This window comes from Vibrio sp. RW (assembly GCF_027587105.1).
In the GTDB taxonomy this organism is placed as follows: Bacteria; Pseudomonadota; Gammaproteobacteria; order Enterobacterales; family Vibrionaceae; genus Vibrio; species Vibrio toranzoniae.
In genome coordinates this window covers 20665-45990 of the sequence record NZ_JAPPTM010000012.1, presented here as the reverse complement: position 1 = coordinate 45990, position 25326 = coordinate 20665, and the positions used below count along the sequence as shown (strand labels likewise).

At 44.5% G+C, this 25326-nt stretch carries 24 protein-coding genes and 1 pseudogene; 7 read left to right on the top strand and 18 right to left on the bottom strand.

From position 1 onward, the window contains the following. Window positions 1-22: 22 nt before the first annotated feature. The 4 genes from lpoB to hinT form a co-directional block, all read right to left on the bottom strand. Entirely contained in the window at window positions 23-613 is a 591-nt protein-coding gene (gene lpoB / locus OCT63_RS12470) for a penicillin-binding protein activator LpoB (RefSeq protein ID WP_017057020.1), read from the bottom strand. A 114-nt stretch (window positions 614-727) separates the two neighbouring features. Then, complete coding sequence (locus OCT63_RS12465; RefSeq protein WP_017057019.1) at window positions 728-1111, bottom strand: YcfL family protein; 384 nt, start codon at window positions 1109-1111, stop codon at window positions 728-730. Beyond that, a complete protein-coding gene (locus OCT63_RS12460) occupies window positions 1111-2502 on the bottom strand; it encodes a COG3014 family protein (protein WP_161673455.1) in 1392 nt (463 codons plus the stop codon). Before OCT63_RS12460 ends, OCT63_RS12465 begins: the two co-directional genes overlap by 1 nt. A 196-nt stretch (window positions 2503-2698) precedes the next feature. After that, window positions 2699-3049, bottom strand: a complete 351-nt coding sequence (gene hinT / locus OCT63_RS12455; protein ID WP_004736268.1) for a purine nucleoside phosphoramidase — start codon at window positions 3047-3049, stop codon at window positions 2699-2701. A gap of 277 nt (window positions 3050-3326) precedes the next feature. Here hinT and OCT63_RS12450 point away from each other — a divergent pair, with 277 nt between their 5' ends. Beyond that, window positions 3327-5318 carry a methyl-accepting chemotaxis protein gene (locus OCT63_RS12450; protein ID WP_060468068.1) on the top strand — a complete coding sequence of 664 codons (1992 nt, stop codon included), beginning with the start codon at window positions 3327-3329 and terminating at the stop codon, window positions 5316-5318. Between the two features lie 195 nt (window positions 5319-5513). Further along, on the top strand, window positions 5514-6680 hold the full coding sequence (locus OCT63_RS12445) for a DUF1887 family protein (RefSeq protein ID WP_161673457.1): 1167 nt from the start codon (window positions 5514-5516) through the stop codon (window positions 6678-6680). Window positions 6681-6873: 193 nt separating this feature from the next. Here OCT63_RS12445 and udp read toward each other — a convergent pair whose 3' ends face one another. From udp to OCT63_RS12425, 4 genes are all read right to left on the bottom strand, one after another. Further along, the gene (gene udp, locus OCT63_RS12440; RefSeq protein WP_269983833.1) at window positions 6874-7632 is read right to left on the bottom strand and encodes a uridine phosphorylase; all 759 of its coding nucleotides are present in this window, start codon (window positions 7630-7632) and stop codon (window positions 6874-6876) included. 300 nt (window positions 7633-7932) lie between these two features. After that, window positions 7933-10284 (bottom strand): zinc/cadmium/mercury/lead-transporting ATPase, encoded by a 2352-nt coding sequence (locus tag OCT63_RS12435; RefSeq protein ID WP_269983832.1) that lies wholly within the window; start codon window positions 10282-10284, stop codon window positions 7933-7935. Window positions 10285-10438: 154 nt separating this feature from the next. Continuing rightward, window positions 10439-11899 carry an MATE family efflux transporter gene (locus tag OCT63_RS12430; protein ID WP_269983831.1) on the bottom strand — a complete coding sequence of 487 codons (1461 nt, stop codon included), beginning with the start codon at window positions 11897-11899 and terminating at the stop codon, window positions 10439-10441. 142 nt (window positions 11900-12041) lie between these two features. Beyond that, a complete protein-coding gene (locus tag OCT63_RS12425; RefSeq protein WP_060468072.1) occupies window positions 12042-12458 on the bottom strand; it encodes a CBS domain-containing protein in 417 nt (138 codons plus the stop codon). Window positions 12459-12876: 418 nt separating this feature from the next. Between OCT63_RS12425 and OCT63_RS12420 the strand changes: the two genes are divergently transcribed. Beyond that, window positions 12877-13173: a hypothetical protein gene (locus OCT63_RS12420; RefSeq protein WP_136996546.1), complete on the top strand. Its 297-nt coding sequence runs from the start codon at window positions 12877-12879 to the stop codon at window positions 13171-13173. A gap of 107 nt (window positions 13174-13280) precedes the next feature. On the opposite strand, the gene OCT63_RS12415 is transcribed toward OCT63_RS12420, so the two are convergent. Beyond that, window positions 13281-14237, bottom strand: a complete 957-nt coding sequence (locus tag OCT63_RS12415; protein WP_136980092.1) for a glycosyl transferase family protein — start codon at window positions 14235-14237, stop codon at window positions 13281-13283. A gap of 328 nt (window positions 14238-14565) precedes the next feature. On the opposite strand from OCT63_RS12415, the gene OCT63_RS12410 reads away from it, so the two are divergent. Then, a complete protein-coding gene (locus tag OCT63_RS12410) occupies window positions 14566-15060 on the top strand; it encodes a peptidylprolyl isomerase (protein ID WP_060468075.1) in 495 nt (164 codons plus the stop codon). Window positions 15061-15141: 81 nt separating this feature from the next. Here OCT63_RS12410 and OCT63_RS12405 read toward each other — a convergent pair whose 3' ends face one another. From OCT63_RS12405 to cyoA, 6 genes are all read right to left on the bottom strand, one after another. Continuing rightward, complete coding sequence (locus OCT63_RS12405; protein WP_161686193.1) at window positions 15142-16008, bottom strand: DMT family transporter; 867 nt, start codon at window positions 16006-16008, stop codon at window positions 15142-15144. 128 nt (window positions 16009-16136) lie between these two features. Then, window positions 16137-17006, bottom strand: a complete 870-nt coding sequence (cyoE, locus tag OCT63_RS12400) for a heme o synthase (protein ID WP_161748745.1) — start codon at window positions 17004-17006, stop codon at window positions 16137-16139. 8 nt (window positions 17007-17014) lie between these two features. Next, window positions 17015-17326 (bottom strand): cytochrome o ubiquinol oxidase subunit IV, encoded by a 312-nt coding sequence (gene cyoD / locus OCT63_RS12395; protein ID WP_010439794.1) that lies wholly within the window; start codon window positions 17324-17326, stop codon window positions 17015-17017. Then, window positions 17326-17943, bottom strand: coding sequence for a cytochrome o ubiquinol oxidase subunit III (gene cyoC, locus OCT63_RS12390; RefSeq protein ID WP_016786087.1), 618 nt, complete (start codon window positions 17941-17943; stop codon window positions 17326-17328). The genes cyoD and cyoC overlap by 1 nt, the downstream gene beginning before the upstream one ends. After that, window positions 17933-20014 (bottom strand): cytochrome o ubiquinol oxidase subunit I, encoded by a 2082-nt coding sequence (gene cyoB / locus OCT63_RS12385; protein ID WP_123923863.1) that lies wholly within the window; start codon window positions 20012-20014, stop codon window positions 17933-17935. The genes cyoC and cyoB overlap by 11 nt, the downstream gene beginning before the upstream one ends. A gap of 5 nt (window positions 20015-20019) precedes the next feature. Then, a complete protein-coding gene (gene cyoA / locus OCT63_RS12380; protein WP_161679112.1) occupies window positions 20020-20916 on the bottom strand; it encodes a ubiquinol oxidase subunit II in 897 nt (298 codons plus the stop codon). 655 nt (window positions 20917-21571) lie between these two features. Between cyoA and OCT63_RS12375 the strand changes: the two are divergent. Further along, window positions 21572-21670 (top strand): annotated as a pseudogene (locus OCT63_RS12375) (TetR/AcrR family transcriptional regulator); the annotation flags it as partial. Between the two features lie 22 nt (window positions 21671-21692). On the opposite strand, the gene OCT63_RS12370 reads toward OCT63_RS12375, so the two are convergent. Next, entirely contained in the window at window positions 21693-22589 is an 897-nt protein-coding gene (locus OCT63_RS12370) for a LysR family transcriptional regulator (protein ID WP_060468080.1), read from the bottom strand. Between the two features lie 174 nt (window positions 22590-22763). On the opposite strand from OCT63_RS12370, the gene OCT63_RS12365 reads away from it, so the two are divergent. Then, the gene (locus OCT63_RS12365) at window positions 22764-23069 is read left to right on the top strand and encodes a monooxygenase (RefSeq protein ID WP_269983830.1); all 306 of its coding nucleotides are present in this window, start codon (window positions 22764-22766) and stop codon (window positions 23067-23069) included. Between the two features lie 73 nt (window positions 23070-23142). Further along, the gene (locus tag OCT63_RS12360; protein WP_060468082.1) at window positions 23143-23517 is read left to right on the top strand and encodes a hypothetical protein; all 375 of its coding nucleotides are present in this window, start codon (window positions 23143-23145) and stop codon (window positions 23515-23517) included. A gap of 100 nt (window positions 23518-23617) precedes the next feature. On the opposite strand, the gene OCT63_RS12355 is transcribed toward OCT63_RS12360, so the two are convergent. Together OCT63_RS12355 and OCT63_RS12350 are read right to left on the bottom strand one after the other, a co-directional pair. After that, window positions 23618-24136: a lipocalin family protein gene (locus tag OCT63_RS12355; RefSeq protein ID WP_269983829.1), complete on the bottom strand. Its 519-nt coding sequence runs from the start codon at window positions 24134-24136 to the stop codon at window positions 23618-23620. A 186-nt stretch (window positions 24137-24322) separates the two neighbouring features. After that, a complete protein-coding gene (locus OCT63_RS12350) occupies window positions 24323-25285 on the bottom strand; it encodes a helix-turn-helix transcriptional regulator (RefSeq protein ID WP_269983828.1) in 963 nt (320 codons plus the stop codon). Window positions 25286-25326: the final 41 nt, after the last annotated feature.

Below are 25326 nucleotides of genomic sequence, written 5' to 3'. Positions count from 1 at the left end.
TTGAGTTAACAAGTAAGCGAAATTAAAGACCCAGTAGGCTCTTAGATTGTTGCTTCCGGATTTCAGTCTCATCTGCCCATTCAATCAAACCAGACTCAAGATCCATTAGACGCATCGTCATTTTGTAGTAAACATCCCCATCGCTACCGTCTTTCTTTACAATGCTTGATAGGTTGCCGTACAACATGTATTGCGCACCGACCATTTTACCAAACTGGATTGCTGAGCTTTGGTTTACCAGCTCATCATTATTTTGGAAATTCAATTGGTCACGAACAGACTCTACACGGTCCATATCAACGAAGCGAAACTTGCCAGAGTTCAGCATCTTAGTACTGATTGTGTCAGTGATTGACTCTGTATCGATGTGCTCACTGGTTTTGTTCTTGATTCGCTCTACGAACACGATTGGACGCTGCTCACGAGTGATGTAAGCCACAGAACCAGAAGCCATCATGCTATCGACCATTTCACCCGCAATGGTTTGAAGGTCAGTTGAACCGAAATCGATTGTCGTGGTTTCTACTGCTTGTGCATCACCGTAGCTTACCTTGTTTGAACAACCACCTAAAATAACCGCTAAACCTAGTAACGCAATGACACTCTTTTTCATGTTATTTCCTTAACTTATCACTGAGTGGGGTGACCCTCACTCTTAAATTCTTGTAGTAGCGAATCAATAGTTCTTCTTTTTGATCCCTGTTTATTTTAACTTTGTTCTGATGAGTTATTGCTCTCGGAACTGAACTCGGAACTGAGTTGCCTTCGGATTTACCGATACTTCTGACAACGAAATACTTTCAAAGCCACGAACAATCGCTTGCTTCCAAGGGCCTTGTTTTAGGTTGACCTCAAGCCCTGCATCGTCGTACCAATAGAAACGATAGAGGATATGTTGATCGCCTTTATAGTTGCTGTTTAAACGAACGATTCCTCGTGTATGACCATCAATTTGGTCGGTGCGAATATCTTCAACCATTAAACGGCTGCCCAATACCTTGTCACCAAAGAATACGTTCTGAGTCAGGCTATCAACCCTTACGCCAGCTGTATTATCAGCACAACCAGCTAGAGCTATAACCGCTGCTAAGCTCACTAACCACTTTTTCATTACAGCCTCCCTAGCTGTTTATGCCACATTGTTGCGTTGTTCCCTTGTCGAGAAATCCAAACCACAGTGGTCTGCCCTTCTCGAATATCAAAGTCATACGTTTTCACGCCCGCTTCTAACGTATATTGACCGCTACTTGCTACAAACGTGCTGCTCTTAATCTCAGCGGGTAACGATTGCCAACTACGAGTATCTGGTTGTTCGGTGAATACATTCCACACATTGAACAAAATATTACCAACGTCGTTGCCTTTAGTTGCTTCTTTTCGGATACGATCTTTTGCCACAACACGCAAAGCCTGACGAATCACAATAGTCGTCAGGCGTTCAGATAAATCGTTCTGAGCCATTGCGTTTACGTCCGTGAGCAAGTGTTCTTGCAACGGCTGCCCACTGATTCGTAAGGCTGGAAAACGCTCTACATTCTGACTTGGGTAATATGGCAGCGCCAGAGAATATACCGCTCCCTGATCTCGACTGTCATAAATAGGTAAATCCAATCGCCAACTGTCCATAGCTTGAACAGCGCTTTGCTCCTGAAGCACAATCACACGGCCTTGACCGTTGCCAAGCTTAGACGATTGCTTGTAACGCTTGTCAAGTGTCGCAAGATCTTGTCTCATTCCTAAACGAGCGGCTGTCGCCATCGTTCTATCGATGACTTCTTGGTTCTCTGGCATAACCGCTAAAGCACGTCGATAATCAACATAAGCGCTGTTTAAATCATTTGAAGCCTCATAAAGCAGGCCAGACAAAAACATCAAATACGCATTCTGAACTGACTGCAACTTTTTACCCGCATCGGGATAATTGGCAAGAATGCTACCGACATTGGCTGATAAGCCCTGTTTCTTCGCATCGTTGGCTGCTCTTTCTAGATCAGCTTCACGTTGCTTCTTTGCTTGTTCTTGAACTTGGTTGGCACGACGCATTTCGATCACCGCACCTTCTAGATCGTTCTTCTTGAGGTAGTTTAAGCCAAGATAAAGATGCAGAAAGCCTAACTCGTAATCGGGCGGCACATACTCGGTAATATTATCGTTGACAGCCAACGCACCCACGCTGGTCGCACTGTCTGAAATAGAGATCACGGCTTTGTTTTGTTGCTCTTTTACGGCCTGATCGGCCAATTCAAACGAAGACTTACTCTCAGGGTACTTTTGATCGAGCAGATTAATTCTGCCTCTTTCAAAGTTATCAAGGATGGCGCCTGCCGCGTAATCTGGTAACTCTTGTTGAGCCTCTGAATAATCTCCAGACTTCACCGCTTGATAGATAGCTTTGTTTTGTGCGCTGTAATGACTGAACAGGCTGCCTGCAGACATACTTGCACATCCCGCGGTCAACGCCGATAACAGGGCAATGGAAGCGAATCTAAACTGTTGCTTCACTTATCGTCTCCGTGCATGTTTAAAATGCCAACTTTGTTAGGCTTTGCTTAGGTGATACCGATATTCAGACCACAGATAAAACTTAAAGTTGGCATATAAACTACAAATTTTCCAACTAGCTGTTTGTGTGAATCAACTAATTGGCGAGTTTTCGTTAGCTCATTAGCTTTTTCACTAACTCATCAACTTGTTTTGGTTAGCTCATAAGCAACGGACCAAGCGGACGGCCACCCACTAAGTGCATGTGAATATGGTAAACCTCTTGACCACCATGAGAATTACAGTTCACGATAAGACGATAGCCATCTTCTGCGATACCTTCTTCTTTTGCTAACTTACGAGCAACGGTAAACATGCGCCCCATCATCGCTTCATCTTCGACTTCAACATCGTTGGTTGTTGGAATCAGCTTGTTTGGGATAATCAAAATATGGCTAGGAGCGCGAGGGTTAATATCGCGAAACGCCGTTACTAAGTCGTCTTGGTATAGCAGATCTGCAGGAATTTCTTTATTGATGATCTTACTAAAGATGGTTTCTTCAGCCATGTTTTTCTCCGATAAAACATTTACTTTTTAATGTTTTGAGTATGCGCTATGCCGCAACAAACCACAATAAATCCGCTTTAAAGCTTAATAAAAAACACCGTTCAAATCAAAGAAAACGAGCTTTAGATCTCAAGAATGGCATATTGGTTATAACTGAGGGTTATTTTTGACGTGTGCGTCATAAAATGCGTACGCTTAGCTGAATAGAATGCTGATAATTTTGTTAGTTTTACTTTGACCTGACATTGGGTCTGCATTTTAATTTAGGGAGAAAGCCATGAAGGGATCTGTGATCAAGCGTATGTACGCTGGCTTCGCACTGATCATCATCATGTTTGCCGTCACGATAACCATTATGATGAACAGCATGAATCAGATACACAGCAATTTCGAGAGTGTCTCAGAAACCTCATTACCGCTTGTTGCACTTTCAAATCAAACGAGTGTTCAACTGCTTTCAGCTGATAAATCATTTAAAGACTTTTTAACCACCCAAAATACAGAGCGCATGTCTGCGATGCGTACAGAATTTGCTGCATCAAAAGATGCTTTTTCTGAAGTACTCGGAAGACTCTCTGTAGCAAGCGGCAATAACGCGGCGCTCGTAGACCGTATTACACAGCTAAGAGCAATGGAAGAGCGCTACTTTGCAGAAGCAGCTGAAGCCATGAACAACTACTTGGCGATGTTCGAAGCACAAGAACAAGTACAAAAAGCATCACGTGACTTCCAACGCCTACATTCAGAATTAACGGTTGGCATGAAAGAGTACGTTGCCGACCAAAAAAGCATCTCTGTAAAAGTGATGGCAAAGAGCTACTTCATTAAACTGCAAGACGCAGAAGTCATCACCTCTGATGCCCTCGCTAGCTCTGATGTTGCCTTCGTACAGAAAGCCGTAAACCAAAATAAAAAGGCCGTGACTCACCTCAACTACGCTTATCGCGGCTTATCAACACAACTACCTGCACTTAAAAATGTCTTCGATGAGTCGGTTCAAAAGTTCACCAAAGACGTTGGCCAGAAAGGTGGCGTACTAGACAAACACAACAACTACCTGCAAGCAAAACAAGCGCTGTACGTCAACATCGCTAACCTTGCGGTGGAAATTGACCAAGCGATGGCCGTGTTAGATTCATTCAACGTGACCGCAGAAGAGCAACTTAACGCTTCACTGGCAGACGCGAGCAGCATTTACGACAAAGGCCTATTTAACGCGATTGCGATTGGTATTGTTGTAACAGTATTCGCTGCAGCAATCGGTTACCACATTGCACACAGTGTAAGAGAGCCATTAACACGTATTTTAGGGACATTGGAAGGCCTAACTGAAGGCGATATGACTCAACGTATCGACATTCGTTACGACAACGAATTCAGCCGCGTGAGCCGTCACATCAACACCTTGGCCGACAACCTACACAATATTCTTGTGAAGCTGAATGATGCTTCAGATGACTTAACGAAGACCGCAAGCGTGAACCAAAAGACGTCTTCTGAAACGCAGGTGCAACTGAACAGCCAACGCGAACAAACTGCAACCGTTGCGACAGCGATGACAGAAATGTCTCATTCTGTGCAAGAAGTGGCGAACAGTGCGCAAAGCTCATTAGGCATGGTTCAACAAGTCGAATCAGCTTCTGAATCTGGTCGTCAGATAATGAACACTAACATCAGCACCATCAATCAACTTGAAGTTCGTCTGACTGAATCTGTCAGTGCGGTGGGTGAACTGCAGCAAATGAGCAGCAAGATTGGTTCGATTCTGGATGTAATTCGTGGCATTGCCGAGCAAACTAACCTCCTCGCATTGAATGCGGCGATAGAAGCGGCACGCGCGGGTGAGCAAGGGCGTGGTTTTGCGGTAGTAGCAGATGAAGTTCGAGTACTGGCACAAAAGACCACGCAATCAACGTCTGAAATTGAAACCATGATCAGTAACCTGCAATCAAGTTCGAAAGCGGCTAGCAACGTAATTGAAAGCTGCATGAATGATATGGACATGTCGGTTGAACAAGCTTCAAGTGCCAATAGTGCGATGGAAGAGATTCAAGCATTAATAATGGAAATCAGCCATATGAGCACACACATCTCTCAAGCAGCTGCTGAGCAGAGTGAAACGTCTGGCGATATCGCGCGCAACATCGAGGACATCAACCACATCGCAGATGCAAGCTACCAAGCGATGTCATCGATTGCTGAAGCGAGTCAAAACCTAACGATTCTGGCGAATCAACAGGGTGATTTGGTTCATCAATTCAAGCTATAGATAAACAAAGAATCGATAGATATTTACTGCGATTCTAGAGACTTGCTACCCAATAGTGGTAACTAATTGAACAAGGGCAACTTTTATCAAGGGTTGCCCTTGTTTTCCATGAGCTTTGTCATTATATGATTACTATGGCTTGCTGCTTTTCGTTTTCTTTCCCCTTTATGAGCGAGCCGCTATTAAGGAATTTATATGGCTGTTCATGTTGGTATTATCGATCAAGACCCCATTCGCTTGATCACCCCACTACTCGATAACCGAACGACCAGCACTCATATTGTGTTTATCGGTGACAAGAACCAAGCAAGCATGTATCAACGCTTGCACAACGTTTTGCAAAAACGCGACATTACGAGTGAGTTTTTCGAAATCCCGACGATCGTAAACACGTCGGCTATTAAGGAATCTATCCAAAGCTTAGCTGAAGACCTCAAGGCACGTGGCCAAGAAGTCAAGCTCAACGCTAGCTGCGGCCTACGTCACCGATTACTTTCCGTTTACGAAGTCTTTCGCACTTATCATTGGCCCATTTTTGTCGTTGAACCAAACAGCGACAAACTGTGCTGGCTCTACCCAAACGGCAAAGATGATACACAAGTCCAAGACCGTATTACTATCGATGACTACCTGACGGTATTTGGTGCTCGTGGTGAATTCAGCGACGTAAAACTGTCTCCTCAACTTGATCAGAAACTTTATGAACTGGGTGAGCGCTGGGCAAGCAATGCACTAGAATTAGGCCCTGGCCTTGCGACATTAAACTATCTAGCAACGACCTGCCGTAAAGAACAGAAGCTTGATGTTGGACTGTCTGAGAAACAACAAGGCTACCGTGAACTGAACATGCTGTTGAACGATCTGGTTGAAGCTAAGATTGCGACTTACGATAATGGTATTTTGACCTTTGCCAATGAAGATGCGCGTCGCTTCTCAAACGGTGAATGGTTGGAAACTCTGGTTCACAGTACCGTGAAACAAATCCAAGATGACATGCCGACAATACAAGACCGTTCGTTGAATGTTCAAGTATACCGTCAACTCGGTGAACGTGAGGTTCGAAACGAGCTTGATGTTGCGTCAGTGGTGAACAATAAACTGCACATAATCGAATGTAAGACCAAAGGCATGCGCGATGATGGTGATGACACCTTATATAAACTGGAATCGCTAAGAGACTTATTGGGTGGCCTGCAAGCACGTGCAATGTTGGTGAGCTTCCGTCCTCTCCGTCATAATGATATCACTCGTGCTGAAGACCTTGGATTAGCATTGATTGGCCCTGAAGAATTGAAAGATCTCAAAACACACCTAAAAGCATGGTTTACAGCGGCTGGTGGTAACGAAGATTTAGAGTGCTAATCTGAAGAAAATTGAGCAACTCGGTCCATCACTAAGTAAAGAAAGAGGCGAACGGCTTAATTAGTCATTCGCCTTTTTTGTGCTCGTTTACTTTTATTTATCTTAATAAAAAATGGCCGCATCTTCCGATTCGGCCATTTTCAAAATCTTTCTGATACTTTAGTTCATCTAAAACTAAAGCATAAAGTAACGCTTAAAGCATTTTACGGGCAGCTTCTATAACGACTTTGATTGAGCGTGCTTCAGTCACTTTTAGAGTGTCGTGATCAGGCGTTTCTTTTTGAGTACGGTTGATGATGACACCAGCAACACAACCCGCCTTCAAACCAGAACTTGCACACATTGTTAGTAGTGTGGCTGATTCCATTTCAAAGTTTAGAACCCCCATGTCTTGCCATTCTTGCATAGAACCTTGGAAACGCTTAACAACGCGACCAGAGAATGTATCGTAACGTTCTTGACCTGGGTAGAAAGTATCACTTGAAGCGGTTACGCCCATGTGAACGTCTGCACCTGATTCTTCAACTGCCGCTTTCATCGCCGTTGCAACGTCAAAGTCAGCAACCGCTGGGAACTCCATCGGTGCGAAGTGCAAGCTAGCACCGTCTAGACGAACAGAACCCGTTGAAACAATCATATCTCCCACTTTTACGTGTGGTTGGATAGCACCCGTCGTACCAACACGTAGGAAGGTGCGAACACCAAGTTGAGCAAGCTCTTCAACTGCGATAGAAGTAGATGGACCACCAATACCTGTTGAGCACACCACAACTGACTTGCCGTCTAGCTCTGCACGGTAAAGTGTGTATTCACGGTGGCTAGCAAGAAAGACTGGATTTTCCATCTCTTCTGCAATTTTTTGTACACGAGCAGGATCACCAGGGATGATCGCAAGAGTAGCACCGTTAAGATCTGCTTCAGTAACACCTAAATGGAAAACAGCTTGAGACATAGTTCGCTCCTTTTGGCTTATTGGGCTTTTTACCCTTATTTAAGCTCATAGTAAATTCGTGGGGTACGCACACACTCTAACCAAGCTCACTACAAAATGAAGTGACACCCATCACACCAATGATCGCAACAAAGTTCAATGTTTCACGAAAAACCGATTGGCATCACAAAAAACAAGCAATACGTAAGTCTATGTTGCATATTAATGAGACAAGAGCGCCTGTAACGCATTATCGCGAATAACGTACTATCGCTAAAGGCGCTGCTTAAATTAAGAGTGTTCTATATAAGCGATCCGAACTTAATCCGCTTTGGATTTAAATCGAAGCAGACGTAGAGCATTCAGTGTAACTAGAGCGGTCGCGCCAGTATCAGCCAACACCGCAACCCATAAACCAGTAATCCCAAGCAAACTGGTCACCAAGAATACGGCTTTTAAGCCAAGCGCTAGAGCCACGTTTTGACGAATATTATTCATGGTTGCTTGCGATAACTCAATCATCGCCGGCAATTCCGTTAAGCGGTTATGAGTCAGTGCTGAATCCGCCGTTTCCAAGGCCACATCAGTCCCCCCGCCCATCGCGATACCCACATTCGCGGTTTTCATCGCTGGCGCATCATTAATACCATCCCCGACCATCGCAACATGCGATTGTTGAGAAAGCTCTTCAACATAAGACACCTTGTCACTTGGAAGTAAGCTCGCCTTGTATTGCATACCAATCTTGCTACTTATAGCAGCCGCACTGCGTGGGTTGTCACCCGTCAGCATGATAGATTGAATACCCAAGTCGTTAAGTCGTTCAATCGCAACCTTAGCGTCACTGCGTAACGTATCTTGCCACGCAATCAATCCAATAGGTGTCACTTGATTTGTTGATTCTTCTTGATGCTTAAGCTCTAAAGCAATAACAACCGTCTTACCCTCGCCTTCTAGAGCTTCTACCTGAGACACAACATCAGCATCAAGATCGAAACTGACTTTAGAAGGAGCCAACACTTGGTATTTAATGCCATCGACATCACCTTCGACACCACTACCAATCAGCGCCTTCTTATTATGTGATTCTGGGATGTCTATCTTCAGCTCTTTTACTTTCGCCACCAGCGACTGCGCCAATGGATGAGTAGAACCGACTTCAATAGCACCCACTACGCGTAACATTACGTCTTGCTGCCAACCCGATAACACCTGAATGTCGGTGACTTGAGGTTTACCCTCAGTCAATGTACCCGTCTTATCGAAGGCAATCGTTTGAATTTTGCCAAGTTGTTCTAGTGCCGCACCGCCTTTAATTAGCGCACCACGTTTTGCCGCAGCAGCCAAACCAGAAGTAATGGCAGCCGGCGTTGAGATAACCAGGGCACAAGGGCAAGCAATCAACAACAAGGCTAAGCCACGATACACCCAGGTTTCCCAAGGTTGAGCGAACAACAGTGGAGGCGTGATGATCACCAACAAGGCAACCAACATCATTAATGGCGTGTACCAACGGCTGAACTTATCAAGGAAGCGTTCCAGTGGTGCTTTACGAGATTCCGCCTCTTCAATCAAATGAAGAATACGGTCGATCGCATTCTCACCCTGCTTTGATGTGATAGTGATAAGAACGACTTTATCCACAACAACAGCGCCAGCCATGATGCTGCTGCCTTCGATATGTTCAACAGGGACAGATTCGCCAGTCAATGCACTTTCATCAAAACTCGCGGAATCTGTAATCAGTTGACCATCAGCGGGTAAACGAGATCCTGCAGAAACTTCGATAACATCACCAGGTACCAGCTCACTCACTGCAACTTCAGTCCGTTCGCCGTTGATAATTTTAGTCGCATTCTCTGGCACCAGTGCCATTAGGGCTTGCACACCACTTCTTGCTCTTGATGAAGCAAAAGCCTCCAAACGCTCACCAATCAAGAACAACAGTAATACCATGGCTGCTTCAATGGTTTCACCAAGATATAGAGCACCAAGAGCAGCTACACTCATTAAAGTTTCTATCGCGAAAGGTGTCCCAGATCGCGCTAATTGAACCGCCTTTTTCGCTACTGGATATAAGCCAAGTAAACAGGTTGCGATAAATAAGCCTTCGCTGAATTGAGGGAACGAGTTTCTCAGAAGAGCAGCGATCAGCATTGAGGCTGCAATCGCTATGATTTGTAAATTAGGTTGGATATGAGCTTGCCCAAACGTCTCTGGTTGTTGTTTTTCTTTCTTCGCCCCCACTTCGGTTAGTGGGAAGCCAGTTTTGATAGAGACTTGTTCAATGGTGTCGACGAGACTTTCTTTTTCGAATTTCACAACCAACTTTTCGGTAGCAAAAAGAACCTTCGCTTGAATCACACCGTCAATGTTACTGATCGCGTTCTCTATTTTTCTTGCACAAGCTGGACAGTCCATTCCGGCCACCAGCCAACTTTTGGAGAATTTGGCATCAAGAGATAAGGTTGAGGAGTGACTGTCTTCCTCTCCACTATCCGATCCGCAACAATCATCTCCAGACGACGAAGACGCAGCATCAGAACTACAACATACAGATGAAGTACTTGCTGCGGTAATGCTTGAAATTTTAGGGCTAGAGCAACTTGCTCCTGCCGCTTGAGGTTGAACGTCCACTTTTGTTGAGCGGCACACTGCATGTTTTGCGCACATATTGTATCTCCTTAATACTCAAAAAGCCTTGAGGCAGTTGCTGACTGATAACAACTGAACCCTAAGTTCACCAAAAGTATAAACCTTAGAGGTAGCTCCAAGGTCAAGACGAAATTTACAAACCGATGAACCTTATATTAGAACGTCGGTGTTATCATGATTTGAATTTTTTACATTCTTCCCGATTCGCCGACACATCATCGATCAGAACAGCATCATGAGAACAAAATGGCGGGGTATTCAAACTGACTACCGATACATCCTCTTCACCATGATCCACTTCAGGTCCCTGCATAAGCTCAGCAATATGATGACGAAGAACCAAGATCCCCAACAATCCAAACAAAATATTACCTAATGCCTGTCCATACAACACGCCTAACGCGCCATACCATTGTGAACCCAAGTACACGAATGGCAGAGTACCTAATGTCGCTTTACCTAAGTTAAGCGCCGTTGAGTAAAGTGGCTTACCTAGGTTATTAAAAGAAGTATTCGCTACAAATAACGCGCCATTAAAGGTAAAAGTAAAGGCAACATAAGTACAGAAAGCAGCAACAATAATGGCCGCATCTCCCTGAAGGCTAAAGCCTTGAATCACGTAGCCCTGAGCTAAATACAACACAATACAAACAGCAATGGTGTAAATCGTTGCCACTAACAAAGAGTTATTCAATGTTTCTTTAACTCGGTCCATTCTTTCAGCCCCGAAGTTCTGGCCAATGATTGGTCCCACGGCACCGGATAATGCAAAAATAGCGGCAAAACAAACAGGCGTTAAACGACCAATGACCGCAAAACCAGCAACGAAATCCTCACCATATTGTGCGATACCAGTCGTCACGATCGCATTACCGATCGGCGTTGCTGTATTAGCAATAATGGCTGGAATTGCTATTGTCAAAATAGGGCGAATATTAATACGCCACTGCCCTAAAGAAGGTAGAGCAACCAATTGATGACTACGAATAAGAGGATAAAGCGAAAAGAAAAGAACCGAAAAACGTGCAATGACAGAAGCAATTGCTGCCCCTTCTATGTTCCAGCCAAAACCAAAGATAAATAGAGGGTCTAAGATCGCGTTCACGATCCCGCCTGACAAAGTCGCCCACATCGAACGCTTTGCATCACCTGCCGCTCTTAAACCAGCACCTGCCGCCATCGCCAGTGCTAGAAATGGCCCACTTGGCAATAAAATCTGTAGGTAAGCTTGAGCCCGTTCTGCCGCAACGCCTTTGGCGCCAATGGCAGTCAGCAACTCTGGGATATAAACGAACATAACCGTAGCCACCGTCGAACTAATGACAAACGCAGTCAACATAATACTAGCACTAAGGTTTCGAGCTTGGTCTCTGCCTTTGGAGCCTATCGCTTTCGATACCAGGGCACCCATGGCAATTGAAGTACCAATCGAAACTGAAGTGGCGAAAAAAGTGAGTGTCCCTGCAAAACCAACTGCCGCAGCCAATTCAACCTGCCCCAACATACTGATGAACAACATATCGAGTAAATCGACAACAAATAACGCCATCAAACCAACAGAGCCGGCTCCCGACATCATCAATATATGGCGCATCGTTGAACCTTCCACAAACTTTGCAGTTTGATTTGACATGAAACCTCCAAAAGCTGAAATACCACAAGCTAACGATCGACAAAGTAAAGCTCTAAAAAGAACAGCTTTACCAATAAAAAAGGCGCCAAAGCGCCTTTTTTAACCTAGAATATTGGAAAATATAATCTTTCGTATTACGCGACTATACCTGATGTTTGAAGCATTCATTTAAATTCTTGCCTATTGCTCTTAAAACATCCGATCTTGTTATCATGCCCACCAGTTTTTTATTATCAATCACTGGGTAAGCTTTAGGCTTGCCAACCTGCATCATGTCTGCCAATTCAATAATGGACAATTCAGGCGATACCGATAACACCTCTTGGTACATGCAATCGCGCACAATGTGTGTGTCTTGGCAGAAGTAGCTAACCTTGACCAGTTTGTCTAATAAATCTTGTTCCGAGAGGAAACCGATAACTTGCTCGTTATCGTCAATTACAGGTCCGCCCATATGAGGACTTCGCATCACTTTATCTAACGCTAGACTTAAAGGCATATCAGGAGTGAATGTCACAACCTGCTTCGTCATGTAATCTTTCACTTTTATTGAATGCATTATGTTCTCCCTAAATACTTTTCGTCATGTCTTTTCCGTCTTGTTAAGTTAATTGTTGTCTAAAATCTTGATTTTACTAAATGGATTTCAACAATTTTATTGATAGGTAAAACCTACTAAGACAAAAATGCGAGGTCGCAAAAGGCTTGAGCGTGTTTTAACATCACAAAAAAGAAACATTAGAGCACAAGAAATCACCCTCAGCCTGTTCATTAAATAGCGGATTCATACACATATTGTCTCGAACAAAGCTAACCAGCATTGTTATTAATGTATCGATATCGTATTTTGTAGCGAGTTTTTAAGCGGGTAAACTATTTGACAATGGTGGAGGCTTAAATCGATACACTTCGTTCACTGGAGCGCTGGTTGTGTGAACTTTGCTCTTACTACTTTCATTTCTCAAATACGGTCTACTATGCCTTTATCAACCTCTTCTCAGACTCCTCTATCTAAGTATTTATCAAGGCTAAAAGCCTACTTCAATGAATTATTAGACTTCCAATCGCGTATTTGGGTTGTGCATATCTTTGAAGGCTCCATTACCGACCAATCGTTTGTGATTAACGAAGATGGCTTTAAAGAGCCATTAGAGTGGATGAAAAAGCGTGACTATCAAGGAAAAATGCTTGATCGTGTAGATAAGATGAAAGTCTCGCAAGTGATTGAGATTCAGTTTGAAGACAAGATGCATCGACTGATGCGAGTTAAATAACCTTTGTAACTTAATCATTTACCGAAATACCTGTGCTAGAAAATGAGGCACAAAAAAGGCCAGCAACGACGACTGACCTTCTCTCATTTTATGTCGTTAGTTTGCCGCTAACTTTCACAATAAGCTTCCCAAAGATGCAATGCTTTTGCATAGGCTTCAGCTTTGTCATGTGTTTCTGCAAATAAAATCGCCGTCATACTGTCAACCACACTATTCGCCATTAACTCCATCTCATCTTCCGGAGTACCCAAGACACATTCGGAAGGCAGAGGCAGTTCTGCGTTCATGGTCCCTTCCCAATAGAAAGACTCCACCTTTTCAGGTGAGCTCATCCAAACCGTTTGGCTAACCTTAGGGTTATATTCCGACTCGCCATTCATGCCTTTGAATGAAATTACCGAGTGGGACTTATTGCCAATGACATGCTCAACTTCAGCGTGCAACTGAGGAAAACCAGGGTGGAAACTGCCACGTAACCCTAAACGGCCACCACCTGGGTTTAATGCTCTAACTACAGTGTTGATTGGCGTCCTCAACCCATAACGGTGTTTCCAACCAATCATAGTTTGAGCTTCTGGAGCAAAATTCACTAGAGGTAGATATGCAATGCCATCAACTTCTAGGATCTGTTTCGCGTCTTGTGGATCGGCCGCTCTACGAACACCAACGAGATCTAAATAAGTCTCAACGTGTGTACGGCCGCTTGGCTTATCCATATAACCATGCATCAAGACTTTATAGCCATTGTCTGCCAATATCTTCGCAGCAAGTAAGTTCCACGGTTTACCACTAGCGGTATCGTTCCGCTTACCGGCGTAGCAAGGCCAATCGATATCAGCGCCCAAGTCAGGCACTCGTGATTGGAATGCTTTTACAAAGCCAGCTATCTCTTCGTTGGTTTCATTTTGTACACGAATTAACATCAATAGCATCGCCATTTGGTCGTCACCGACCTTTCCGCTTAAATACTCATCCATGATGCGATAGGCTTGTTCGAACGATAAAGGCTTACGCCCTCTTTCCCCTCGTCCAACAGTACGAATACACTCTAAAATACTACTCATTGACTGTTAATTCTCTTCCGTAGATATCAATAAAATTTATTACGTTTTCGATTCTATGTCACTCATAGCGCATTGCAAAGCGATTCGAGCCTATAGTAATAACTACAAGTGAGTTTATTAATGATCGATAAGTAAGCGGCCTGAAGTAAAACGAGACAAGCAATACAACCCGCAACATCGGAGTCGTTTTAAATGGCGGTAAAACATTGGGCTAAAAGAAATATAAACCTAGCGTGGAATCCACCACTGGCATCTGCCGTGATTTTTCATATACTGCACCCTATTGAAACATTCACTACTCTGTAAGACACAAATATTGGGCACCTTTATGATCATTCTGAGCACCAACGTTGGCGATATCGAAATTGAACTCAACCTTGAGAAAGCACCTGTCAGCTCTAAAAACTTCCTTAAATACTGCCAAGATGGTTTCTACGAAGGCACCACATTTCACCGTGTTATTGAAGGTTTCATGATTCAAGGAGGTGGACACACTATCGACATGACAGAAAAACCTACTCGTGCACCCATCGTCAACGAAGCAAACCGTGGCTTGAAGAATGTAATTGGCTCTGTGGCGATGGCTCGTACAGACTCACCACATTCTGCGACAGCACAATTCTTTATCAACCTTGATAACAATGACTTTTTAGACCACACCTCTACCACAAATGCAGGCTGGGGCTATGCTGTGTTTGGTAAAGTATCTGCGGGCATGGATGTGGTCAACAAAATCGCTGCCGCACCAACGACCATACGTTGGGGACATGAAGATGTGCCTTGCGAAGATATCGTGATCACTAAAGTCAGCATCAACGAATAGTTATCACGGAAACATAAAGACGAAGCGAGACTAACACTAATATAGAACTGAGCCTGTCACAGCCCTAATTCGCGCAGGCTTTTATTTTCGTCTCGACCATTTGATATAACAAAACAGTGAAGCAATAATCACCGTACCACCAAGCAGCTTCTGCGTTTCAACACTTTCTCCTAGCACCCCAACGCTCAGTAACAGTGTCCATACTGGTTCTAGAATCATGATCAGCGCCGCCACTTCCATGTTCACAGAGTGCTGGCCTACCGTTTGTAATAGGTAGCGAATAGACGTCGCAACAACCGCAGACACAATGAACCAGAACACTAACGTTTTAGTGATTTCAAATTCCGGCTGGGTCGTCATAGACGCAAACGCCAAACCACTGACTCCGACTACGAAAAGCTGAATACAGATCGAGGCAATTGGCTTGATGTTAGTAATCACACGCTTGTTCATCACAAAATGAATCGAGAGCAGCATCGACGCCAATAAGAAATAGATCTGACTCTGTTCGACATTCCAGCCATTGCCTAAGGTCAGTAATAACATGCCGATGATCGCAATTGGGAAAGACATCCAAAACGCACGATTAGGCTTAACTCGAAACAGAATCCAAGAAACAAACGGCGCAATGATCATGGCTAAGCTCATGATAAAGGCCCCTTCAGACAAGCTTTCGGTTACCGAAACCGCAAATACCCATACCTGCAATGAGGCAGACAGCAACAACCCCACCCCGCAAAGAGACAAGATCTGCTTAATCGAGAGCTGGCGAATATGATGAATACAGAATGGCAATAAAATAAGGCTTGCAACAAAAAATCGCACACCGATGAACACTGGCCCCGGCATTTCCAATACTACCAACTTAGATGCGATCCACCCTACCCCAGCTAGCAGGGTGGCAAATAGGAGGTAAAGTTCTCCACGCATCGATTTCACGTTCATCATTTTCAATCGTCCGATAACAAAAAAAACAACCTTACTCTGCAAGGTTGCTTTTATAAAAAATTCAACAGGATCAAGATACTATCCATTACTCAATATACCAAGTCCTTTGGGCTATATCTCTATTGAAGTTACAAAAAAGGCAACGGAATCAGTTCTAGCCCGAGTACACCGCTGATGCTCATGACCACCAGCAGAGAGACCTTAAACACGGTCTTTGACCACTGAATGTAGTTGAGGCAATCAACTTTACGGAATGTCACTTTGGTCCACATAAAGCAAACGGCCGCCGACACGGCTAGGTATTCATAACCCGCTTCTCCGAGCAAAAATAGCCCCAGAGCAACCGCGCCAAATGCGACTACATACGCTTTCATGTGTTGATGTGCTTTGTCGACGCCCTCTTTCACCGGTAAAACAGGAATGCCTGCATCGCGGTAGTCTTGAATTCGGAACATCGCAATCGCATACGAGTGTGGCATCTGCCATAAACAGAACATGGTGAACAGCAAAACGGCTTCTAAGCTCAGGTAGTTCGTCACGCCAAGGTAGCCAACGAGCGGTGGAACCGCGCCAGAGATACTGCCCACTAAGGTGCCATAAACGGAATTACGCTTGTACCACATAGTGTAGAAAAAGACGTAGAACACATAACCGAGCAACACCACCACCGCAGACATCGGATTAACGAATTGAAACAGCAGCGCCGTGCCTGCCAACAACATGACTAACGCATAAATAAATGCCACGTCTGTGTTGATGTTGCCCTGAACCAATTCGCGGTTCTGGGTACGTTTCATTTTCTGGTCGATATCTCGGTCAAAGATGTTGTTCACCACGCAACCTGATGCAATCACAAGCCCTACACCCGCTAATGTCGTCAGTAACAACATCGCACTGGCTGGTTCTGTTTTTGCGGCGAGGAAGAACCCCGCCGCAACAGAAATCAGGTTGCCGAAAATGATGCCCGGTTTGGTGATAGACAAATAACTTTTCAGCATACCCTAGCCTACAACTTCATGTTGACGTTCATGTTGTAGATGATCCATACCGAGCCAGCGATAAGGATCAATACAACAATGGCGGTAAACATCAGTGACACCAAGTTCCAACGCCCATCGGAAGATTTCGCTTCCATATGTAAGAAGTACTTAAAGTGGACAAAGATTTGTACCAGCGCACAACCGAACAAGATCACGTAAGTTTCCGTACTTGGTAGCGCATGTGACCACACAATGTAGAACGGAATAATGGTCAGAATCAGTGACGCAATAAAGCCTTTCACGTAATCCGTTGCACCGCTGTCTAGATGCTGTTCCATTACATCACCCCCATTAAGTACACGATGGTAAATACACAAATCCAAACGATATCAAGAAAGTGCCAGAACAAGCTCAAGCACTGGAAACGCATCGACATGTTGTCGTTCAAGCCTTTGGTTGAAAGTTGGTGATACGCCACCGCCATCCAGATAAGACCGAACGTTACGTGCAAACCGTGTGTACCAACCAAGGTAAAGAACGCTGAAAGGAACGCACTCTCTTGAGGACCATAACCTTCTGCAATTAAATGATGGAACTCATACACTTCCATACAGATAAAGGCTAAGCCCAATACGAAAGTAACTTTGATCCATCGCTTCAGCCCTAAAACATCTTTGCGCTTCATTGCAATCATGCCAAAACCAAAGGTGATACTACTGAACAGCAGCATCATGGTTTCGACAAACACGAACGGCAGTTCAAAGATGTCTTTGCCTGTAGGGCCTGCGATAGATCCACTCTCAAGCACGGCATAAGTCGCGAAAAGCGTGGCAAACAGGACACAGTCACTCATCAAGTAAACCCAGAAACCAAATAACTTGTTGCCCGCGGCTTCGTGGTGATGATCATGCGAGTGTGCAAGATCATAAGTGTGTGACGGAGTATTAGCTTGCATACGTCGTCTCCAAATCATCTTTATTTTTGTTGTTATCACTGTCACCGTCAGCGCTGTTACCACGACCAGAATTGTCGCCTTTCACTGACTGTTTCTTCGCTTCTTCAAGCTGTGCACGTCGAGCTGCTTCAATCGCTTTGATCTCTTCAACTTCCACGTAGTAGTCCACATCGTCGTTGTAGCTGTGTTGAATACACGTCACCACGATGCCCACTAAGCTTGCAGCCGCTAGCCACCAGATGTACCAGATCATTGCGAAGCCAAATGCCAACGCCCATGCAGACACATAAATGCCTGTTGGTGTGTTCTTCGGCATGTGAATACGTTCGTATTCTTCTTCCTGAGTTGGATCAAACTCGCCACTTTGCTTTTGATACCAGAACGAATCGATCTCATCGCCCTTAGGCAATTTTGCAAAGTTGTAGAACGGCGGTGGTGAAGACGTTGCCCATTCGAATGTACGTCCACCCCATGGGTCACCGGTTAGATCTCGGTTTTGGTCGCGGTCACGAACACTCACGTAAATCTGAACGAACTGACACACCACACCCATCGCAATTACGCCCGTACCTGCAGCCGCAACCGCCAGTAGAGGGAAGAATTCAGGGTTGATGTCTTGGCTCAAACGACGCGTCATGCCCATAAAGCCCAGAGCGTAAAGCGGCAAGAACGCCATCAAGAAACCAATGATCCAGCAGTAAAATGCGCGTTTACCCCAAAGCTCGTTCAGAGTGAAACCAGTCGCTTTCGGGAACCAGTAACCAATCGCAGCGAAACAACCGAATACAACGCCACCGATGATCACGTTGTGGAAGTGCGCAATCAGGAATACCGAGTTATGCAGAATGAAATCTGCGCCCGGTACCGCCATCAACACGCCCGTCATACCACCAACGGTAAAGGTGATTAGGAAGCCCACCGTCCACATCATTGGCGTGGTAAAGCGGATACGGCCTTTATACATGGTGAACAGCCAGTTGAAGATCTTAACCCCAGTTGGGATAGAGATAATCATGGTCGCGATGCCGAAGAAGGCATTCACATTGGCGCCAGAACCCATGGTAAAGAAGTGATGCAGCCAAACTACAAACGCTAAAATAGTGATCGCCACCGTCGCCCATACCAGTGAGGTATAACCAAACAGTTTTTTACGTGAGAAGGTTGCCGTCACTTCAGAGAACACACCGAAGATAGGCAAAATCAGGATGTACACCTCAGGGTGTCCCCATGCCCAAATCAGGTTCACATACATCATCACGTTGCCACCAAGGTCGTTGGTGAAGAAGTGCGTGCCGATGTATCTATCCAAAGTCAGTAACGCGATGGTGACCGTTAGGATAGGGAAAGAGATGATGATTAGGATGTTGGCACACAGAGACGCCCACGTGAACACTGGCATCTTCATCATTGGCATAGACGGAGTACGCATGCGCAAAATAGTCGCGAAGAAGTTCACACCCGTTAATGTGGTACCCACACCGGATATTTGCAGCGCCCATATCCAATAATCGACCCCGACTCCCGGGCTCGCCTCAATGCCAGACAGCGGCGGATACGCCAACCAACCCGTACGGCCAAACTCACCTAAGCCAAGCGACATGTTGGTTAGGATGATACCCACCACAAACAGCCAGAAGCTCAGGTTATTCAAGTAAGGGAATGCAACATCACGAGCACCGATTTGCAGCGGCACGATGATGTTCATCAGGCCGATAACCAAAGGCATCGCGACGAAGAAAATCATGATCACGCCGTGAGCCGTGAAGATCTGGTCGTAGTGATGCGGAGGTAAATAGCCCGTCTCACCGGCCGCAGAAAGCAATTGCTGACTACGCATCATGACCGCATCAGCAAAGCCACGAACTAACATTACCATTGCCACAGCAATGTACATGAAGCCCAATTTTTTGTGGTCTACAGAAGTAAACCATTCATTCCAAAGGTATTGCCACTTACCGGCTTTGGTTACCGCATACACCACTAAACCGCCCACTAAAGCGATCATGGTTAACGTGAACAAAATAATGGGTTCGTGGTAGGGAATTGAGTCTAGAGTTAATCTTCCAAACATGACGATTATCCTTGGGTTTCCGGCAAACAGTTCATTGAACCAGGGTGCTGGGTCACGACATCGGTGAATAAAAATGGTGGGATACTGGAGAACAGAGTGACGGGTTCAGCCACACTTGGCGCAGCCAATGAACGGAACTGCTCCCAATCTTCAATACGGTCTGGGCTAGCTTTCACTTTTTCCACCCAGTTTAGAAACGCCACTTGATCAGGCATGGCTGATGCGGTGAATTTCATTTGAGAGAACCCTTTACCACTGTAGTTCGATGCAAAACCTTTGAAGTCACCTTCATGGTTAGCAATCAAATTCAGCTTGGTCACCATTCCCGGCATCGCGTAGATCTGCGAACCAAGACGCGGGATAAAGAACGCGTTCATGATGTTGTCTGAAGTTAGCTTAAACGTCACCGGCACATCTTTCGGGAACGCCACATAGTTGACCGTTGCAATGTTTTGCTCCGGATAGATGAATAGCCACTTCCAGTCCAGAGAGACCACTTCGATCACCATAGGCTTAACATCACTTTCCAGAGGCTTGGAGGGCTCTAGTTCGTGTGTTGAACGCCAAGTGATGGTGGCAAGAATCGCGATGATGATGATTGGAATCGTCCATACCACCACTTCGATCTTGGTTGAGTGCGCCCAGTCAGGTGCATACTCTTCTGTGGTATTACTTTCGCGGTATCTATAAGCAAAGTAGATGGTCATCAGGATCACGGGGATGACGACAATCAGCATCAGCAACAGAGCCGTAATAATCAGCTCCTTTTCCTGAACGCCAACGCTACCTTTTGGGTCGAGCAATGCGGAGTTACATCCTTCGAGCATCAGGACGGTTCCCACCAAACCAATCCTCGACAGATTTGCTCTCGATAAAATGCGTTTATATCTTGAAGCTTCCATTAACTTTCTCGATGGTTATCCAGCCTCAGAACGAACGCCCGAGTACTGGTTGTCATGGTCATTAGAATATTTATGTGTTGAGCATGTGAAACGACGCATCTCAAAGCGAAACTGAATTAAACCCATTTCTGCATAGTCAAAACTGCCAAATTAAAACGACAGTGCTGCGCAGCCGAAACATTGCCGCACGGTTAAAACCACACAAAAAACATGACTTAATTGTTACGCTTTGAAATGTATTGTTACATTTGGCGCATTATGAAGAGTTGAAATGGAAAGCTCACCAAACAAACTTGGAAACTAACCTTTCATTAATAAAGGCAGAATATAAGAAAGAGAACGCAATTTTGACGCGCGACAATTGCGTGCTACATGAATTAGGCCAATGCTGGTAAGGGCTTAAAGAGAGATGTATGAACAAGTACCTCCCACCAAAGCACAAGGTAAGATCGAGGCATATTAGAAAGTGCGAATCAATGAAAACATGACGAAGATCACGTTAATGAAATCACATACTATTTAAATGGTATTTTTAAAAGATATCACTTCAGACAGATACCCATAAGGTATTTAAATAACATCTTGCTTTTTATGATAATCATGTCAGCTATACTCAGCAGAAAACTGGCAAAGATGTCAACACGAAGATCTGAGTGCATTCTTCGGACACGACAACGGCGAGTCTGATAATGAAAGACTGAATTACACGCGTGGATGTGTTGCATTATTCTTAAACAGCAACCAACCTCGCTAGTTTGACCCCAAATGAATTAGGGTTAGTTAGCAGGAGGAGCTGACTCTAGCAGTAATTCGTAGAACCGTTTTGCAGCAGGGCCTGTCTTTGCCCCTTTTGGCAAAGTAAGATGAAGCGGAACGTGATATCCACTGCCATTTTCGACATTGAGTACCGTGAGCTTGTCACTTACTCGACTTTCAACAATGTGCTTTGGTAATCGACAATAACCCACGCCCTGCTCTACCGCGCCAAACGCATGATCGAAGTTATCGACCGTAATACGCTGACTCGACTTCAACCACCCTACATCCTTTTTCTCAGCTAGCTTTCCTACCGATCCTAAGTCTCGCACCACAATTTGTGGTAGCGACGATAACTGATTAAGCGATACAGACGATGCCTTAACTAATGGGTTCGAGCAAGCAACGACAGGCTCCATCATCGTAAAACCAAAGGCTTCTGCTGAGTAATTAGTAATAGGCAGGTTGATGATAGCCACATCGGCCAGTTCTTGAGTCACCATTTCCGTCGTCTTAGACAATGATGTTTCAATCACTTGTATTGATGTGGTGTTGTTCTCCGCCAAAAATGTAGCCATCGGTTGATAAAGGCGTTCAAGACAACATAAGTGATCAACCGCAACCACAATTTCAGACTCTACACCTTTCGCCAGTTGTTCACTGATCAACTCCAACTCTCTGGCTTGTTCCAGCATACTACTCGCTCGGCGCAGCAGTGACTTTCCATCTTCCGACAGCACAGCACGACGACCTTCGACCTGCACTAAAGTCATGCCTAATTGATCCTCCAACTTTCTCAAAGCATAAATCAGCGTGGTGTGGCTCTTGTTCAATTGCAGCGCCGCTGCCTGAATACTGCCTGCACGGTCAATCTCGTAAAGGGTTTGCCATTGGTCGAGGGTGGTTTTCAATCTCATCGGTCTAAAATCCTGACAGTTACTAACTATATTATGAACTTTTCTGTCTATTTTTTACAGGTAATATCTATTTCAACAGGTAATACCTAACACAACGGGTAATCAAGCCTTCTATATTTTGGAAATGACCATGAGTCTCAGCGCAATACCAAGTAACTGTTTGGAGAAATAACCATGAAATTATTACAAGTCGATTTTGAGTTTAGCGGCCCATTTGGTGAAGAGATGTCGAACGCACTCGTTGGCCTAGCAAAGTCTATTAACAACGAACCGGGTATGATCTGGAAAATCTGGACGGAAAACGAAACTGAAAAACTGGGCGGTGGTGTATACCTTTTCGAAGACCAGATCAGTGCAGAGACTTACCTAGCGATGCATGCCGCTCGCCTGCAACAGATGGGTGTACAGGAAGTACGTGGCGTAATTTTTGACGTCAATCAGCCATTAACTACCATTAACAAAGGCCCAATCAACGCTTAACGCATCGCTCATTCCAGTATTGAGTAAAAAGACTGATTAGCGATATCACTAAGTTGAAAGAGAGATCGACATAATGAACAATAAAACGTTTTTAAGCCTACACGGCATCATTTACGCAGGGTTTGCCTTCGCGTTGTTTTTCCTACCAACGGTGATGTGGCCTATATACGGCGTAGAAATTAATGATAAGTACGCTTACTTTCTCTCTCAACACACCAGTATCTTCCTTGGTGGTATTGCAGCGATAACATGGTTACTACGAGATATTGAGCCCGGAGTCAGTGCCAAAAAGCTCGTACAAGGTTTGGTTGTGGCCAATATGCTGGGTGCCATCATTACCTTGTATGCCGCGTTTACAGGAATTTTTATTGGCTTTGGTTGGAGTGACCCTGCGTTCTTCCTTTCACTATCGGTGCTCAGCGTGTTGCAGGTTCGTCAACAAGGCTAGTTCATACAGAATACCAAACCAAACCAATAAAAAAGGAACAGATGCACTCATCATCTATTCCTTTTTCTCAATCAACTGTCGTTAACCTAGCGCATTCAGCTTATTTATTATGCTCCACGAAAATCAGCTCGTCAGTGTTAAAGCCACGCTCTTTAGACATCGCTTTGAACCTCTCCATGACCTCAGAAGAGACTTCTGGGGTTCTAGAAAGCAGCCACAAGTAATCGGTATTTGGTCCTGAAACAAACGCGTATTGGTAATTCTCTTGGTCCAATTCAAACACCACATAAGCGCCGTAAAATGGTCCGAAGAACGACACCTTCAAATAACCCTGATCGCTGCCTTCGACAAAATACGCCTTGCCTTCCGCTTCATTCCATTCGCCATCTTCATCCGAATAGCCGCGGTTAATCACCTTCACGCCACCATCATCACGCAGGCTATATTCGGCACTGATGCTATTGAGACCACGTTCAAAAGAGTGATCTAAGCGAGCCACTTCGTACCATTTACCCAAGTATCTATCTAATTCAAACTGTTGAACGGGCTTTACAGTTTCAGGCATGCCCACGCATCCACCCAATAGAATGACACTCAGCAGCAATAGTATTTTCTTCATCCTAACCTCGATTTGTTTTCATAGTAATTCGAGTAAGTCATGTTAGATCTTTAACTTACATCCTTGATAATACGTTAAATCCGCTTATATGGTTCATATAACGGTAAACTATTCATAAGCTTATATGAATTGCTGCCCCCCAAAAAACCTCTAGCCTCTAAATATCTAAACCTATGAATCGATTAATCAATGCCGCTTCATTGCCATTCGATATTGAGTCGGTGTCACCTGCTTATACGATTTAAACTGACGATTGAAATTGGCTTGATTGTCATACCCTACTTTCTCCAAAATCAAACTCACTGGTAATGAGGTGTTAATCAATAAATCACATGCCACATTGAGCCTAATTTTCTTTAGCCGTTGACTAAAACTCTCGTTGTAATGCTTTTGAAATAGCCGCCTAACGCTACTCTCACTAATGTACAGGTGACTGGCTAAGTCGTTAACCGAGATATTGCGGATAAAGTTATTCACCAAGAAGGCTTCAATCTTATCCAGCTTATCGCTGACCTCATCTTCGTCTCCCGCATTAAAGACAGGGTTGATCAACTGAACCACGTCTTGATCATCAAGTAATAACGAAAACAGAGCGAATAATGTAAGCAGTTGTTGATGTGGCGACTGAACCATCACCTTATTCAACAGTTCTGTTGCTTTTTCTGCGGTAGCGGGCGAAAACTGTAGCCCTTTCTTTGAATCTTCCAGCAGTGTACGCAGCGGTTCTAGCTCCCGACAGCAGGCTATTAATTGTTCTATCCAGTCTTTTCGAAACCAAATAACATGCGTTTCACAGACTCGCGAGTCATCAGGGTTCTCGTCCGAATAGATGGCATGAGGTAGATCTGGACCAACCAAAATCATGTGGTTGTGAAACACATTACTTTGGTGATGCCCAACAAGGCTATGACCAGAAAAGTGACGATGAATCGCTATCTCATACTCTTCATGTCGGTGCCAACCATAGCTTTTACTGTTCTCAATAATTTTCTTGTAACGCCATGACGTGCCAATTCGTTGTGGCACTTTTTCCAAGTAACCCTTCATTGCAATACTCAGTGACTTTTTAATATTGAAAGTATACGTATCAAACCATCTAAATGAGAGTTTTGACTGAAAAGTATTTAAAACTGCACTAACAATACTCATCCGGTTGTCACCGCTAAATATACTGCAAGTGAACTTAACTA